The organism is Lysobacter soli (assembly GCF_009755585.1).
Lineage (GTDB): Bacteria > Pseudomonadota > Gammaproteobacteria > Xanthomonadales > Xanthomonadaceae > Lysobacter_J > Lysobacter_J soli.
In genome coordinates this window covers 3,635,632-3,649,153 of the sequence record NZ_CP046603.1, presented here as the reverse complement: position 1 = coordinate 3,649,153, position 13,522 = coordinate 3,635,632, and the positions used below count along the sequence as shown (strand labels likewise).

Genomic DNA, 13,522 nt, shown 5'->3' with positions numbered 1-13,522 from the left:
GGCGTTACCCCAATGGCCGTAGACGTTCCATGCCGCCGCGCCGCCACCCCACCAGCCGTATGGATATGCCGGGCCGTACCACGGGCCCCACCACGGGCTGTACGGGCCGTACCAGCCGTCGTACCAGCCCCAGCCCCAGCCGAAGCTCCAGCCGACCCACGGGTTCCAGCCGAAATACGCGCCCATGCCGTACGTCGCCGGGCAGCCGTACCAGTACGCGCCGACCCACGGCGTGCACGCGTAACCCGTGCCGTACACGACGACGTTGTCGGTCACCACCGTGCCGTAGTAACCCGGCGTGTAACCGACGTACACGTCGTCGCCGTCGTTGCCGTACACGCGTACGTAGGTGACGTAATGCAGCGGCGAACTGGTCGGGATGCCGTAGATCGCGGGAGGCACGCTGGTGGCGACGGTCCACGGTCCCGTCGGCGAGGACGCGGCGAACCAGATGCCCTTGTCGACGGCGTAGTAGCTGTCGTTCGCCACGCGGATCACCGGCACCGCCGTGTTGCGCGCGTACTGCAGCGAGGTTCCTTCGATCTTCGCGAACTGCGGCGCGCCGTCGTAGGCGACGGTGAGCTTCGCCTGCGCCTTCTTCACCGTCGCGGTTTGCGGGATGTCGTTGGCGTATCAGCGCTTCCTTCGACTCCGGCGTTCCGGGAATCGACGCGAGAACGCCGCTCTTCGGGCTTTCCGGCGGGATCCTCGCGAAGTCCGCCGGCAGTCGGTTCGGCGCCACGTACCGCCACGGCCCCTTGCTTCCCGGCGCCGTGAACCAACGGCCCGATACCAGCACGTACCACGCGTTGTCCGCGCCGGCATCGACGAACACGTCCGCACCGGTGTTGGTCACGTAGCTGAGTCGGGTGCCCTCGATGGCGGCGAACTGCGGATCGCCCTGCACCGTGATCAGTTCGGCCGGATGCGTGCGCACATGCAGCGCGGGCATGCCGCCGTTGGCGAATGCGTCGGCGAGCGCCTGCGGCGGCTTGTCGAGCGTGTCGACCTGCTTCGACGACACCGCCTGCTGCATCGCCTGCGTCAGCTTCGCGTCGACCGTGGGCGCAAGCGTCCACGGACCGTCGAGCGACGCGGCCTTCGCCCAATGGCCCGCCAGATGCGTGTAGTACTGGCCGTTCTGCTCGAGCAGCAGCGAACGGCTATTGATCACGCGCTGCACGCCGGCCACGCCGCTGGGCTTCAGCGCGGGGTTTCCGTCGACCAGCACGAGCACCGCCGGCTGCGTGCTGAAGAGGATGTCGGGCGGATCGTTGCGGACGGGAAGCGAGGCCGGCGTCTTCGCATCCACGGCGGCGATCGCCAGCGCGGATTCGAGCTGGTCGAGCGAGACGGTGAGCGTGGACTTCTGTTCCAGCTGCGCGCGCACCAGTTCCAGGTACTGCGCCTGCTTCGCGGTGGCGGTGGGGAAGCTCGCGTTCGTGAGCTGGATGTCGCTTAACACTACCGCGCGCGCATCCTTGTCGATCTGCGTGCGCGCCTGGAAGGTCACCGCGCCGTAGTCGGCGGTCTGTTCCGGCTTGCCGTCCGCGCCGTTGTGCGTGCCGGTGTCCACCGACATCGCGAAACGTCCCTTGAGCTGGTTGTCGTTCCAGCTGTCGTATTGCGGCTGGTGAACGCTGAAGGTGGTGCCGTTTTGCGTGAACTGCCGCGGGAAGGGACGCGCGTCGATGTTCGCCGTAGCATCCGATGTGGACGACTGCGCGACCAGCAAGACCTGCGCTGTCGAAGGAACCGCGACACAAAACGCCACCGCCGCGCTCAACACCAACGACTGGATACGCATATGCACTCCGTTTGCAAGGTCGTTCCCAGCGACGCGTGAACGACGTGGTGGGCGGCGGATGGTGACAGGAAACGCGAGCAGGCAAGCCCAGAAAATTTCAGCGACGAATCGTCAATTCGGTGGATTCACGACGATGTATTGCACCGACGTTCCTGCGTACTGCGGCTGATACCAGGTGTTGCCACACTGCTGGTACGCGATGCCGTTGACGACGGTGGTGACGCAGCTGGGCGGCACGGAATTCACGATCGAACCGACCGCCGCCGCCGTCACGGCCACGGCCGTGGTGACCGCGGCCGCGGTCGCGACCGGATGGTCGTCATACCAGCCGTGATGCCAGCCGTTGTCCACGTCGATGTCGATGTCGTTGTGGACGTCGATGTTCGTGTTGCGGCTGACGTTCGTGCTGCGGTTGACCTGGGTGTTGCGGTTGACGTTCGTGTTCGCGCTGCGGCTGGGTGCGACCGCATGCCCACCGGCGCCAGCGTGATTGACGCTCGTGCGCGCACCGCCGCGGGCGCGTGGACCCGCGTGCGCATCGGACGTGACCGCGAGCAACGCGACCGCACCGGCCAGCAGGCCGATGCCCGCGCCGATGGCGATCGTGTTGCGCCACGGGCTCGCGTGCGGTGGGGCGTGCCGCTTCGACGCACGATGTTTCGTCGCAGCGTGTCTCATGGCGACACCTCCTGCACGGCGACCAGCTCGATGCGATGCGCATCCTTCGGCGGCGTGAACGCGAAATCCGCATCGCGAATCGTCGCATTCGTGTTCCATCGCAGCGTGCTGGCGTACTGAGGCTGCGCCGCATCGTCGGTGGTGGTGATCACCATGCGGCGCGGCAGCGGCTTGTCGCCTGCTTCGATCCAGATCTGCCAATCCACGCCGTCCTGCCGGAAGGCGTACTGATCGGTGACGCTGCCGTCGATGCGCGCCGGACCGACGTAAGCCGCCGAACGCAGCGACGAGACCGGCGCCCGCGCCGTGCCCCACAGGAACAGGTCGGCCAGCGGGAGTTCGATGCCGTACTTGTCTTCGGCCAGCGCGAGCAGTCCCGCGATCGTCGGCGGGGCCGGCGTCTGCGCGTACAGCTTGTTGCGCGGGCCATAGACCGTCAGCGTCTTGCCGTCGTAATAGAGTTCGCGCTCCTTGCGGTCGCTCTTCATGCCGATATACAGGCCGTTCGGCGAACGCACCTTGTAGTCGAGCGTCCCGGGGAACTCCAGCTTCTGCCCGTCTTCCATCACCAGGTCGATGGTGGTGTCGGCATGCAGGCCGAACTGCTTCAGCGACCGGAGGTAAGCGGACATCTTCTCGAGCGCGGCGATCGCCTCGGGCTGCACCTGCGGCGCGGCCATGATGGCGGAGGAGGGTACATCGCCTGTCTGCGCACGCGCGAGCGCCGGCGCGCACGCGATGGCCACGATGACGACGAACAACGAAGAACGACGCATTGCGCACCTCCTCGATGTTGCGGCGGCCATGACGGGCGCCGCGTGGCCGCGCTGCGGCCATGGCGACACGTCACCGTCCGCGAGGGGCTGGCGACGCGCCTGTCTTCATGTGCATGCAGAGGATGATGTCGCGCGCGAAGCTGCAGCCGCGCATCGTGCGCGCTGCTTCGCCGCCGCGGCCAGGCACGGTTTGCCTGCTCGACATCGTCCTCCCTCCCGGCAATCCCGTTGCGGTTGGTGCGTGACGCATGCGGTGCTTGCGCGATGCAACAGGCGCGACGCTACCCGCCGGCACATTTCCGGCAATGTGGCGTGAAACCGTCGTGACGAGCGCGCGAACGCGTGTCCGTTCAGGCTGAACGACGACGCGTCCGCCGACGAGCCGTCATTCCTGCTGCGTGATTACGCCGCGTCGGGCGCGAGCATCGTGCCGGTGATGCCGCGCAGGTGCTGTTCGAGTTCGCCGATGCGTTCGGCCAGGCGCCGCGTCTGTTCGTCGTCCAGATGCTGCATGTCGCCGAGGATCGCGGCCAGCCGCGACAGGCGTTCGCTTTCGTCGCGCACATGCTGCCGCTGGCGCAGCGCGAACTGCTCCTCGGCATTCACGGTGCTGCGGCGATGCAGGTCGATGAGCACGTCGTAGAGCCGTTCGGCGATGCGGCGGTCGCCGTCGCTCCACGGCACGCTCTGTCCGCGCACCGTCTCGCGCCACGCGGCAAAACTGCGTCGTGGCGCGATTCGCAGGCCGTCGTCGGTCGGTACCGTCGCCTTGTGGGGATGGCCGGCCCAGGTGACTTCCTCGACCTGTTCCTTGCGGAAGCAGTACACGCCGTCGCCATCGCGTCCGAACGCCATGGCCAGCACGCCGGCGAGACCGTCTGCCGGCCGTTCCTGGCTGCGCCAGTCCTCGCGAAGGTGCGTGGAGGCGACCGCACCCGCGCGCGCGGCGCCCCACGCGCACAGCTCGGAGAACGACTCGCCGCCCGGGACCGTGCCGATGCTCAGCTGCCGGTTGCCCAGCAGCATCATCACGCCGTCGGCATCGAGCAGCTTCGCGATCACGCGCAGGTACGTCGGCAGCACGTCGGCGAGCACGCGCCCCTTCTGCGTCGCTTCGCGCAGCACGTCGCCGAGCTGCTGGCTCTGGTCGTACAGCGCCATCGCGGTGGCCTGCTCGTGGCCCGCCACGCGCATCGACACGTACATGCCGAACAGGTCGGCGGTGGCGCGGATGCCGGGCGGAACGAGCCGGGCAACGCGGTGGTGGCACGCGATCAGGCCCCACAGGCGACCGCCGCTGACGATGGAAATCGACATCGACGCGCCCACGCCCATGTTGCGCAGGTATTCCAGGTGCACGGGCGACACGCTGCGAAGCGCGTGATGCGACAGATCCAGCGATGCACCGCCGGCATGGCGCGGCGGTTCGATCGGCACCGGCATGTAGCCCGAATCGGGAATCACGCGAAGCCGGTTCATGAGGTACAGGTGCCGCGCCTGCACCGGGATGTCCGAGGCCGGATAGCGAAGGCCGAAGTACGGCTCCATGCCGTCGGCGTGATCTTCGGCGATCACTTCGCCGGCCTCGTCCGGGCGGAAGCGATACACCATCACCCGGTCGTATCCGGTCAGCTCGCGCACCAGTGCCGCGACCTGCTGGAAAAACGCCGGGCCCGGATCCTGCCCGGCGATGCGGCTGATCATCGCGTTGGCCGTCAGCGGGCCGACGTTGTCCGTGCCCGGCTGCTGCGGTTCGATCTCGATGTGCACCAGCCCCTGGTGCAGGTGCGTGCTGATATCGCACAGCGCGCCGTGCCCGCCGATGTTCGTCGTCGCCACGCGCTGCGCGGCCAGTCCGGGCTCGATGAAACGCAGCGCATCGGCGATCGCTTCCAGGATGCTTTCGTCGACGTGCTCGCGCAGCGACGTGCCCAGCAGCTGCGCCGGCGTCTGGTCGAACAGGTCGGCGACGTTGGCCGAGGCATGGCGCACCGTCCAGTCGGGCCAGCTGCAGCTCACCAGATAGCCGTGCGGCTGGATCGCGCCGGACAGGTGGATCGGTTCGCGCGCGCAGATTTCCGCGTCCGTGGCGTTGGCGATGTTCATCCGGTTCCTTCCTTTTCGACGCGCAATGCGTCGCGCAATGCGGCTTCGACGGCGGCGAAGGCGCGATGGCTGGCGGCGACGAGGCGATCGAGCTGGCCTTCGTCGGGCGTGGCGTCTTCCAGTTGCCGGAGCAGGTCCGGCCAGCCGCTGGAGGCGGCGTGCTCGTTCAGGTAGCGCGCACCGGCGCGTCCATCGAAACCCAATGCGCCGGCCTGGCGCAGCAGCAGGCGCGCGCCGAGCGAGGAGCCTTCAAACACGTACGCCCAGCCGAGCCGCTCGTAGCGATCTTCCAGTTCCACGTCCGCGGGCGTCGCTTCGCCGACGATTCCGAGCGTATGCAGATCGTCGGAAAGCAGCGGCAGGTAGCGATCGCGGGCGCCGTCGGGCAATGCGCTGGTCGCGACGAAGCGATGCATCGCGCGCAGGTAGGCGGCGTAGTCGCGGTGCTTCGAAACGCCATCGGGAAGCAACGCATCGACGCGTCCATGCGCGGACGCGGTGGCATGGCGCAGATGCGAGCGGACGGGGCCCAGCGACATCGGGCGCTCCCGCGCGATCGAGGAGCTCCAGATTACCCGATCCGTGCTTGCCGCGGTGGTCCGTTCAGGCTCAGCCCTGCGCCGTGGCGCTCTCGCGCTGGTTGCGCGATGCAGTGAACGCCGACGGATGTTCCCCGATGCGGAAACCCATGCCGGGAATCGTCTGCAGCAGCGGCGTGTCGTGCCCGCGATCGATGGCCTTGCGCAGGATGTAGAGGTGGCTGCGCAGCGAATCCGAATCCGGCGGCTCGTCGCGCCACACCTCGCGCTGGATTTCCTCGCGACTGACCACGCGCGGCGCTTCGCGCATCAGCAGGTGCAGGATCTGGAAGCCGATCGGCGTGAGGTGGATCGTCGTGCCGCCGCGCTCCGCGCTCATCGCATGCGGATCGAGCACGAGATCCCCGACGCGGATCGGCTCACCCGCGGTCTTGCGCGAGCGGCGCATCAGGCCACGCAGGCGTGCCTCGAGTTCCTCGATCGAGAACGGCTTGGTGAGGTAATCGTCGGCGCCCGCTTCCAGGCCTTCCACGCGATCTTCCACCGTGTCGCGCGCGGTGAGCATGAGGATGGGCGTGGAGCGGCGCTGCTCCTGCCGGATGCGGCGGCACACTTCCACGCCGTCGATGCGGGGCAGGTTGCGATCGAGCAGGATCGCGTCGTACGGGTTGTTCGCCGAGAGCCGCAGCGCTTCGGCACCATCGCGGGCGTAATCCACTTCGTAGCCACCCGCCTCGAAATAACCGCCGAGCATTTCCGCGATGGAAAGGTGGTCCTCGACGATCAGGATGAGTCGACCGTTCTGGTTCATGTGCGTACCGATGCAAGAAAACCTCTGGATTTCAAGACTCGGTGAAGAACCGTGACGCGCACGTGAGAGCGTTATCGCAACACGCTTAACGCAACGATGAAGAGACTTAACGTCGTCTGCGCGTTCACGATTCCGTCGCCGCATCGCGCTGATGATCGAGCTCATCGCAAACCGAAACGGAGACTGCAATGGCGAACATCGAACATGAACTGCGCGTGGTGAACAGCCTCATCGAAACCACCATCGACAGCGTGGACGGCTACCGCGAGGCGGCCAGCGACGCGCAGAACCCGACGCTGCGCACGCTGTTCGAGCGCCGCGCGAGCGAGCGCCAGGCAGCGGTCGCGGCCTTGCAGGCCTACGTCGTCTCGCAGGGCGGCAAGCCTGAGGACGACGGCACCGTGCTCGCCGGCGCGCATCGCGTGTTCGTGGACCTGCGCGCCGCGCTGTCGAAGGGCGACGAGGCGGTGGTCAAGGAAGTCGAGCGCGGCGAGGACCACATCAAGCACAAGTACGAGGAAGCGCTGAAGGACCTCGAGCTCTCGCCGGCCGCGCGCGACGCGATCGACAAGGCCTACGCCTCGGTCAAGCAGGGACACGAGGAAATGAGCCGCCTGAAGCACGGCTTCGAGGCGTTGGGCTGATCGAGCGCGTCACCATCAACCGCGCCGGCCACCGCACGGGACGCGCCGCATGAATCCTGACGTGATCGGCTGGCTCGCGTCGATCGTTCTTCTTGCGACGCTCATCCGCCAGGTCGTGACCATGGCGCGCGACCCGGAGGCGAAAGGCGTCTCGCGCTGGCTGTTCATCGGCCAGTGCGTGGCGTCCGTAGGTTTCGTCGCCTACAGCGCGATGGTGGGAAACAAGGTGTTCGTCGCCACCAACGTGGCGATCCTCATCACGGCCATCGTCGGTCAATGCATCGTGGCGCGGCGCAAGTCGCGCCACGCGCGCGCCTGACGATCGCGCCATGGACCTGAAAAGCGGCTACCCGTTCTGGGCGGTCAAGAACGGGCTGATGCAGTCGTATGGACCGCTTCGCACGGATCTTCGTTGCGACGTGGCCGTCATCGGCGCCGGGATTACCGGCGCCATCATCGCAGACGCGCTCGCCGACGCCGGGCACGAGGTCGCGGTATTCGACCAGCGCGACGTCGGCTGGGGCAGCAGTGCTGCCAGTACGGCGCTGCTCCAGTACGAGATCGACACCCACCTGACCGACCTCGCACGCGAGTACGGCGAGGAACCGGCTTCGATGGCGTATCGCGCATGCGAGGACGCGATCGAGATGATCGGCGACCTGGCGCGTGGTGTCCGCGATGTGGATTTCGCCCGTACCAACAGCCTGTACTTCGCGAGCAGTCGGTGGCACGTGCCACGTCTGCGTACCGAATTCGAGGCCAGGCGTCGCGCGGGCCTGGACACGCACTGGCTCGATCGCGGCGATGTCGCGCGTGAGTACGAGTTCGACGCGCCGGCGGCGCTGCTCACGACCCAGGCTGCGCGCGTCGACCCGTATCGGCTCGCGCATCGGCTGTTGCAACGCCTGCACAAACGCGGCGGTGGCGTATACACGCGCACACGGTTGAAGCCGGTGCGGACCACCTCACGGCAGGTCGTGCTCGAAAGCGATGCCGGCGCACGCGTGGTCGCGCGGGACGTCGTGGTGGCAGCAGGCTACGAGTCGCAGCGCTGGATCGACCAGAGCCTGGCCCGAAATCGCAGCAGCTACGCGTGCATCACGGAGCCGGTGGAGCTGGGCGCGCTCGCGGACACCATGCTGTGGGAAACCGCGCGGCCGTACCTCTACATGCGTGCCACCGGCGATTCGCGCCTGCTGGTCGGCGGTGAGGACGATGCGGTGGACATCCCCCGGCGTCGCGACCTGCGCGTGGACAAGAAGGCGGGCCAGCTGATGAAGCGCGTGCAGGACCTGTTTCCGCGATTGACCACCGTCCCGTCGTTCGCTTGGGCGGGGACGTTCGCCGAAACGAAGGACGGGCTGCCCTTCTTCGGGCCCCATCCGCAATGGGGCCCGCGCGTACTGTTCGCGATGGCGTACGGCGGCAACGGCATCGTCTACAGCATGCTGGGGGCTGGGCTGATGCGCGCGTGGCTCGAGCGGCGTCGACACCCACTGCAGGCGCTGTTCGGGTTCGAACGATTGCGTTGAGGGTGCGCCAAGCGTGTCCGGCCCTGCTGACGTCCGTGAACGCGAGCAGGTGGCGCCTGGTGGCGGCGGAACGGCCTCGTCGCCACCCAGCGGGCAACAAAAAACCCGCATCGCTGCGGGTTTTCGTGTGTTCTCGCGGATGGTGGCTATGGGTGGACTCGAACCACCGACCCCAGCATTATGAGTGCTGTGCTCTAACCGGCTGAGCTACATAGCCCCGCGGAGAACCGCGAATTATTCATGCCGAAGGGGTGTCCGTCAATCGCCTCCGGCCGGGTTGTCGTCGCGGGCGAGGGCGTGGCAGAGTCGGGGGCAGTGAATTCAGGAGTCCGCATCGTGATCGATCCGGACGGCTACCGACCCAACGTCGGCATCGTCCTGATGCACCCGGACGGACGCGTGTTCTGGGCGCGCCGCGTGCATCGCGACGGCTGGCAGTTCCCGCAGGGCGGGATGAACAGCGACGAGACGCCGCTGGAAGCCATGTACCGGGAGCTCCGCGAGGAGACCGGGCTGCTTCCCGAGCACGTCGAGGTCCTGGGCGCCACGCCCGGCTGGCTCCGCTACCGCCTGCCGCAGCGGGCCATCCGCCGCAACGACCGCCTGGTCTGCATCGGCCAGAAGCAGGTGTGGTTCCTGTTGCGCCTGTGCGGGCAGGAGTCCGACCTGCGCCTGGACCTGACCGACAAGCCCGAGTTCGACCACTGGCGCTGGGTCGACTTCTGGTACCCCGTCGAGCATGTGGTCATGTTCAAGCGCTCGGTGTACGCCCGGGCGCTGCGGCATCTGGCCCCCGCCGCCCGGCAGGTGGCCGGACCGGCGGCGGTACCGACGCCGGGGCCCGAATTCCGCCCCCAGGACCAGATCGGCCGCAGCCGCGGCCCGCGCTGGCGCGGTGCCGGAGCGGGGTCCGGGCCCCGCTGACCGGGGCTCCGAACCGGTTGTCGTCGATTAATTGACAATCATTCTCATTCATGGCGGAATGGCCCTGCAGCCGATCCGGCTGTCCAGCCGAATACCGCCGCCGTGTACGTCTGCATCTGCAATGGGGTCACCGATCACGACATCCGCTCGGCCGCCGAGGCCGGTTGCCGCAGCGTGACCGAGCTGACGATGCGTACCGGCGCCGGCGCCAACTGCGGCAGCTGCCTGGACATGGCCGCGTCGCTGCTCGATGCCGCCCACGCGGTCCGCGAGCTGCCCTTCCCGGTGATGCAGGAAGCCGCCTGAGCTTCTTTCCCAACCGAGACTGATTCTCGGACGCGGCTGCACCCGATTCGCGTTCCGTCATCGCGCCCCTTAACGGGCTAGAGTGCCGCCATCCCACGTCTTACGGAGGCCGGCCATGAAGGGCGACGCCAAGGTCATCGAGTTCCTCAACAAGGCGCTCTACAACGAGCTGACCGCGATCAACCAGTACTTCCTGCACGCCAAGATGCTGAAGAACTGGGGCCTGAAGGAACTGGCCGAGCACGAATACAAGGAATCCATCGACGAGATGAAGCACGCCGACAAGCTGTCGGAGCGCATCCTCTTCCTCGAAGGTCTGCCGAATTTCCAGGCGCTGGGCAAGCTGCGCATCGGCGAGAATCCGCGCGAAGTGCTGGCGTGCGATCTCGCGCTCGAACTGGAAGGCCTGCCGCTGCTGCGCGACGCCATCCGTCATTGCGAGTCGGTGAACGACTACGTCAGCCGCAAGCTCTTCGCTGACATCCTCGATTCCGAGGAAGAACACATCGACTGGATCGAGACGCAGCTGTCGCTGATCGAGCGCCTGGGCGAACAGAATTACCTGCTCACGAAGCTGGAAGACTGATCGCCTTCCATCGCGAACGCTGAAACAAAACGCCGCCGGATCCGGCGGCGTTTTTCGTTGGCGGCCCGTCAGATCGGCCCGGGTTTCGGCGTGCGGCGGAACAGCATCCGCCATACCCACCACAGCAGCAGCGCGACGGTGATGCTGATCAGCACGACGAGGCTGAGCGCGATCCACGGATGCGCGAACACGAGCGCCAGGCCGCCGATCGTGGCCGCGTCCTCGGTGATCGAGGCCGTCCAGTTGCTGACCGGTTCCGGCGAGGTGTTGAGCAGGGCGCGCGAGCCCGACTTGAGGACGTGGCTGGTCAGCGCGACGCCCGCGCCGGCGGCGAGCGCGCCAACGCCGAGCTGCCCGTCGGGCGACAGCGTGGCGGCCGCTAGGAAGGCGCCCGCCGGGACGCGCAGCAGCGTGTGCAGCAGGTCCCAGCCGGAGTCGACGCCCGGAATCTTGTCGGCGAAAAATTCACCAGCGGCGAGCAGGCCCGAGACGCCAAGGACCCAGGGCGAGGCGGTAACCTGCAGCGCCTGCGGCAGGTCCAGCCAGCCGAAGAAGCCCGCCAGGCCGACGCCGAAGACCGTGAGGTACACGCGGATTCCGGCCAGCCAGGCCAGAACTACGCCAATTGCGAACAGGTGCGCATCCGTCATGTCGCTCCCTCGCTAGACTGTCCATCGAAGTATACGGGCTGGGGAATCCGGCGACTCACCGCCGGAAACACGCTTATGAACAACACGCCGCGCAGGGCGCCGCCGCCGCGCTTCACGATCGTCCAGCAGCGTCCGGACCGCCGGCCGCTGATCGCGGCCGTGCTCGCCATCGCGTGGCTGGGCTCGCTGGCGGGCGTGTGGTTCGGTGCCGAGCGCCATGCCGCGCCCAAGCTGCCGCAGGTGACGGCGCAGCTGGACGCGGCCCAGGACGAACTGCGCCGCTGGCGCTCGCAGGCCGAGCAGCTCGCCCAGCGCGAGGCCACGCTGTCGCGTTCCGACCAGATCAGTCGCGCCGCGAACAAGGAAGTGCAGGGCGAACTAGCCGAGCGCGAGGAGGAAATCTCCGACTTGCGCGCGAACCTCGCCTTCTACGAGCGGCTGGTCGGCGCCACGGGTCAGCCGAAGGGCCTGAGCGTGCACTCGGCGCGCTTCGATGCCGAGTCCGGCGGCAGCTGGCGCTACCAGATCGTGCTGACGCAGAGCCTCAACAAGGGCGCGATCAGCCGCGGCCGCCTGCATTTCACCGTCGAGGGCGTGCGCCACGGCAAGCTCGCGACGATCAGCTGGGACGAGCTCCACCAGCGCAGCTCCGCGCCGCCGCAGGACTATTCGTTCCGCTATTTCCAGCAGCTCAACGGCAGCGTGATGCTGCCGGCCGACTTCACGCCGCAGCGCGTACGCGTGTCGCTCGACGGCGGCGACGTCGCCGTGGAGCAGACGCTGGGCTGGCAGCTCGGCGCCACCTGATCCGACGATTCCCCCTTACTGCCGGTCCGCCGGCGCGCAACCGGAAGTACCCGATGTTCAAGAACAAACCCGCCCAGATCGACGGCCAGGTCGACACCCTCATCGGCGCGCAGGTCGTCATCCACGGCGACCTGAAGTTCAGCGGCGGCCTGTACGTCGAAGGCCGGATCGTCGGCAAGGTGATCGCCGAGGAAGGCCAGCGCGCCACGATCACGCTGGCCGAGAACGGCAGCATCGAGGGCGAGGTACGCGCGCCTGTGGTCATCCTCAACGGCCGCCTCGATGGCGACGTGTACGCCAGCGAGCGCGTCGAACTGGCCGCGAAGGCCCGCGTGCAGGGCAACGTGCACTACCAGGTCGTCGAGATGCTGGCCGGCTCGGTGCTGACCGGCCGCCTGATCCACGCCGGCGCCCACGAAGGCCACGCCCTGACTGAAGCGGATCTGGACGGCGCCGCCGTTCTGCGCTGACCGTCACACCGGCTCGCGGTAGGCTGGGCGCCGATTCCCACGGCGCCCCGGCATGACCCCGAGCGATCCCGAGCAATCCACGTCGCCCCGACCGCCCGGCCACGTGCCGGAGCCCGTCGCCGCGCCTTCGGCCGCGCGCGACACGCTGGTCGGCGGCCGCACGCCGTTGCTGCTTGGCATGGTCGCGGTGGCGCTGCTGTTCGGCCTGTGGGGCGCGTGGCGCGTGTTCGCGCCGGCGCCGGACAGCCCGCAGGCGCAGCTTGAGAACCGGGAACGCGAAACGCGCAGCCAGCGGCGCCAGATCGAACAGCTCGAGCAGCGCGTGGCGACGCTCAGCCGTTCGGACCAGATCAGCCGCGACGCCAACCGCGACCTGCAGAGCACGCTGGCCGAGCGCGACGAGGAAATCGCCGGCCTGCGCGCCGACGTCGCCTTCTACGAGCGCCTGGTCGGCAGCACGGCACAGCGCCGCGGCTTGGCGGTGCACTCGCTCCGGTTGCAGCCGCAGAACGACACCGCCTGGCATTTCACCGGCACGCTCACCCAGAACCTAAACCGCGGCGCGGTCAGCACCGGGCAGCTCACGCTGGCGATCGAAGGCACGCGCGGCGGCAAGCTCGAAAAGCTCACCTGGCCGGTGCTGCGCCAGCAGGCCAACGCGCCGGGCATGACGTACTCGTTCAAGTACTTCCAGCAGGTCGAAGGCGACATCTTCCTGCCGCCGGGTTTCACCCCGGTGCGCGTCGCCGTGCGCTTGGCGCCGCGCTCGGGCGCGCCGATCGAGCAGTCCTTCACCTGGGCCGACGCCACTCGCGACGTCGCGCCGGCCACCGCGACGCCCTGAAACCGGCGTTGCGGCGCCCGCAGGACGCAGCGACCCGTCCTG

At 67.9% G+C, this 13,522-nt stretch carries 16 protein-coding genes and 1 tRNA gene; 9 read left to right on the top strand and 8 right to left on the bottom strand.

The genetic code is table 11. From position 1 onward, the window contains the following. Positions 1-4: 4 nt before the first annotated feature. The 6 genes from GOY17_RS16605 to GOY17_RS16580 form a co-directional block, all read right to left on the bottom strand. The gene (locus tag GOY17_RS16605) at positions 5-1,807 is read right to left on the bottom strand and encodes a hypothetical protein (protein WP_198173718.1); all 1,803 of its coding nucleotides are present in this window, start codon (positions 1,805-1,807) and stop codon (positions 5-7) included. Between the two features lie 111 nt (positions 1,808-1,918). Next, a complete protein-coding gene (locus GOY17_RS19010) occupies positions 1,919-2,485 on the bottom strand; it encodes a hypothetical protein (RefSeq protein ID WP_232338467.1) in 567 nt (188 codons plus the stop codon). Beyond that, entirely contained in the window at positions 2,482-3,261 is a 780-nt protein-coding gene (locus GOY17_RS16595; RefSeq protein ID WP_198173717.1) for a DUF2092 domain-containing protein, read from the bottom strand. The genes GOY17_RS19010 and GOY17_RS16595 overlap by 4 nt, the downstream gene beginning before the upstream one ends. Positions 3,262-3,663: 402 nt before the next feature. After that, positions 3,664-5,367, bottom strand: a complete 1,704-nt coding sequence (locus GOY17_RS16590) for a GAF domain-containing protein (protein ID WP_157031205.1) — start codon at positions 5,365-5,367, stop codon at positions 3,664-3,666. Continuing rightward, positions 5,364-5,906 carry a biliverdin-producing heme oxygenase gene (locus GOY17_RS16585; RefSeq protein ID WP_157031204.1) on the bottom strand — a complete coding sequence of 181 codons (543 nt, stop codon included), beginning with the start codon at positions 5,904-5,906 and terminating at the stop codon, positions 5,364-5,366. Before GOY17_RS16585 ends, GOY17_RS16590 begins: the two co-directional genes overlap by 4 nt. A gap of 70 nt (positions 5,907-5,976) precedes the next feature. After that, complete coding sequence (locus GOY17_RS16580) at positions 5,977-6,717, bottom strand: response regulator transcription factor (RefSeq protein WP_115841846.1); 741 nt, start codon at positions 6,715-6,717, stop codon at positions 5,977-5,979. Positions 6,718-6,905: 188 nt separating this feature from the next. On the opposite strand from GOY17_RS16580, the gene GOY17_RS16575 reads away from it, so the two are divergent. The 3 genes from GOY17_RS16575 to GOY17_RS16565 are packed head-to-tail and all read left to right on the top strand — an operon-like array spanning position 6,906 to position 8,893. After that, a complete protein-coding gene (locus GOY17_RS16575; RefSeq protein WP_157031203.1) occupies positions 6,906-7,361 on the top strand; it encodes a PA2169 family four-helix-bundle protein in 456 nt (151 codons plus the stop codon). A 49-nt stretch (positions 7,362-7,410) separates the two neighbouring features. After that, complete coding sequence (locus GOY17_RS16570) at positions 7,411-7,680, top strand: hypothetical protein (RefSeq protein WP_115841844.1); 270 nt, start codon at positions 7,411-7,413, stop codon at positions 7,678-7,680. Positions 7,681-7,690: 10 nt separating this feature from the next. Continuing rightward, positions 7,691-8,893 carry an NAD(P)/FAD-dependent oxidoreductase gene (locus tag GOY17_RS16565; RefSeq protein ID WP_157031202.1) on the top strand — a complete coding sequence of 401 codons (1,203 nt, stop codon included), beginning with the start codon at positions 7,691-7,693 and terminating at the stop codon, positions 8,891-8,893. A 140-nt stretch (positions 8,894-9,033) separates the two neighbouring features. Here the strand turns inward: GOY17_RS16565 and GOY17_RS16560 are convergent. Next, positions 9,034-9,110 (bottom strand) — tRNA-Met (locus GOY17_RS16560). 119 nt (positions 9,111-9,229) lie between these two features. On the opposite strand from GOY17_RS16560, the gene GOY17_RS16555 reads away from it, so the two are divergent. The 3 genes from GOY17_RS16555 to bfr all read left to right on the top strand — a co-directional run bounded on the left by GOY17_RS16555 (position 9,230) and on the right by bfr (position 10,709). Next, a complete protein-coding gene (locus GOY17_RS16555; RefSeq protein ID WP_157031201.1) occupies positions 9,230-9,817 on the top strand; it encodes an RNA pyrophosphohydrolase in 588 nt (195 codons plus the stop codon). Positions 9,818-9,919: 102 nt separating this feature from the next. Further along, a complete protein-coding gene (locus GOY17_RS16550; protein WP_157031200.1) occupies positions 9,920-10,123 on the top strand; it encodes a (2Fe-2S)-binding protein in 204 nt (67 codons plus the stop codon). Between the two features lie 115 nt (positions 10,124-10,238). Continuing rightward, positions 10,239-10,709 (top strand): bacterioferritin, encoded by a 471-nt coding sequence (gene bfr, locus GOY17_RS16545; RefSeq protein WP_157031199.1) that lies wholly within the window; start codon positions 10,239-10,241, stop codon positions 10,707-10,709. Positions 10,710-10,777: 68 nt separating this feature from the next. Here bfr and GOY17_RS16540 read toward each other — a convergent pair whose 3' ends face one another. After that, a complete protein-coding gene (locus tag GOY17_RS16540; RefSeq protein WP_157031198.1) occupies positions 10,778-11,359 on the bottom strand; it encodes a DUF4126 domain-containing protein in 582 nt (193 codons plus the stop codon). A 75-nt stretch (positions 11,360-11,434) separates the two neighbouring features. On the opposite strand from GOY17_RS16540, the gene GOY17_RS16535 reads away from it, so the two are divergent. The 3 genes from GOY17_RS16535 (at position 11,435) to GOY17_RS16525 (ending at position 13,480) form a co-directional block, all read left to right on the top strand. After that, positions 11,435-12,166: a DUF6776 family protein gene (locus GOY17_RS16535; RefSeq protein WP_232338466.1), complete on the top strand. Its 732-nt coding sequence runs from the start codon at positions 11,435-11,437 to the stop codon at positions 12,164-12,166. 53 nt (positions 12,167-12,219) lie between these two features. Then, positions 12,220-12,636, top strand: a complete 417-nt coding sequence (locus tag GOY17_RS16530) for a bactofilin family protein (RefSeq protein ID WP_115841831.1) — start codon at positions 12,220-12,222, stop codon at positions 12,634-12,636. A gap of 322 nt (positions 12,637-12,958) precedes the next feature. Next, complete coding sequence (locus GOY17_RS16525; protein WP_425482314.1) at positions 12,959-13,480, top strand: DUF6776 family protein; 522 nt, start codon at positions 12,959-12,961, stop codon at positions 13,478-13,480. The last annotated feature ends 42 nt before the right edge of the window (positions 13,481-13,522 follow it).

What these genes read in the sequence shown, in the direction of transcription:
- GOY17_RS19010 (WP_232338467.1), bottom strand. Translation starts at nt 2,485, where the DNA reads ATGAGACACGCTGCGACGAAACATCGTGCGTCGAAGCGGCACGCCCCA.
- GOY17_RS16575 (WP_157031203.1), top strand. Translation starts at nt 6,906, where the DNA reads ATGGCGAACATCGAACATGAACTGCGCGTGGTGAACAGCCTCATCGAA.
- GOY17_RS16540 (WP_157031198.1), bottom strand. Translation starts at nt 11,359, where the DNA reads ATGACGGATGCGCACCTGTTCGCAATTGGCGTAGTTCTGGCCTGGCTG.
- GOY17_RS16595 (WP_198173717.1), bottom strand. Translation starts at nt 3,261, where the DNA reads ATGCGTCGTTCTTCGTTGTTCGTCGTCATCGTGGCCATCGCGTGCGCG.
- GOY17_RS16530 (WP_115841831.1), top strand. Translation starts at nt 12,220, where the DNA reads ATGTTCAAGAACAAACCCGCCCAGATCGACGGCCAGGTCGACACCCTC.
- bfr (WP_157031199.1), top strand. Translation starts at nt 10,239, where the DNA reads ATGAAGGGCGACGCCAAGGTCATCGAGTTCCTCAACAAGGCGCTCTAC.
- GOY17_RS16590 (WP_157031205.1), bottom strand. Translation starts at nt 5,367, where the DNA reads ATGAACATCGCCAACGCCACGGACGCGGAAATCTGCGCGCGCGAACCG.
- GOY17_RS16570 (WP_115841844.1), top strand. Translation starts at nt 7,411, where the DNA reads ATGAATCCTGACGTGATCGGCTGGCTCGCGTCGATCGTTCTTCTTGCG.
- GOY17_RS16580 (WP_115841846.1), bottom strand. Translation starts at nt 6,717, where the DNA reads ATGAACCAGAACGGTCGACTCATCCTGATCGTCGAGGACCACCTTTCC.
- GOY17_RS16605 (WP_198173718.1), bottom strand. Translation starts at nt 1,807, where the DNA reads ATGCGTATCCAGTCGTTGGTGTTGAGCGCGGCGGTGGCGTTTTGTGTC.
- GOY17_RS16565 (WP_157031202.1), top strand. Translation starts at nt 7,691, where the DNA reads ATGGACCTGAAAAGCGGCTACCCGTTCTGGGCGGTCAAGAACGGGCTG.
- GOY17_RS16585 (WP_157031204.1), bottom strand. Translation starts at nt 5,906, where the DNA reads ATGTCGCTGGGCCCCGTCCGCTCGCATCTGCGCCATGCCACCGCGTCC.
- GOY17_RS16535 (WP_232338466.1), top strand. Translation starts at nt 11,435, where the DNA reads ATGAACAACACGCCGCGCAGGGCGCCGCCGCCGCGCTTCACGATCGTC.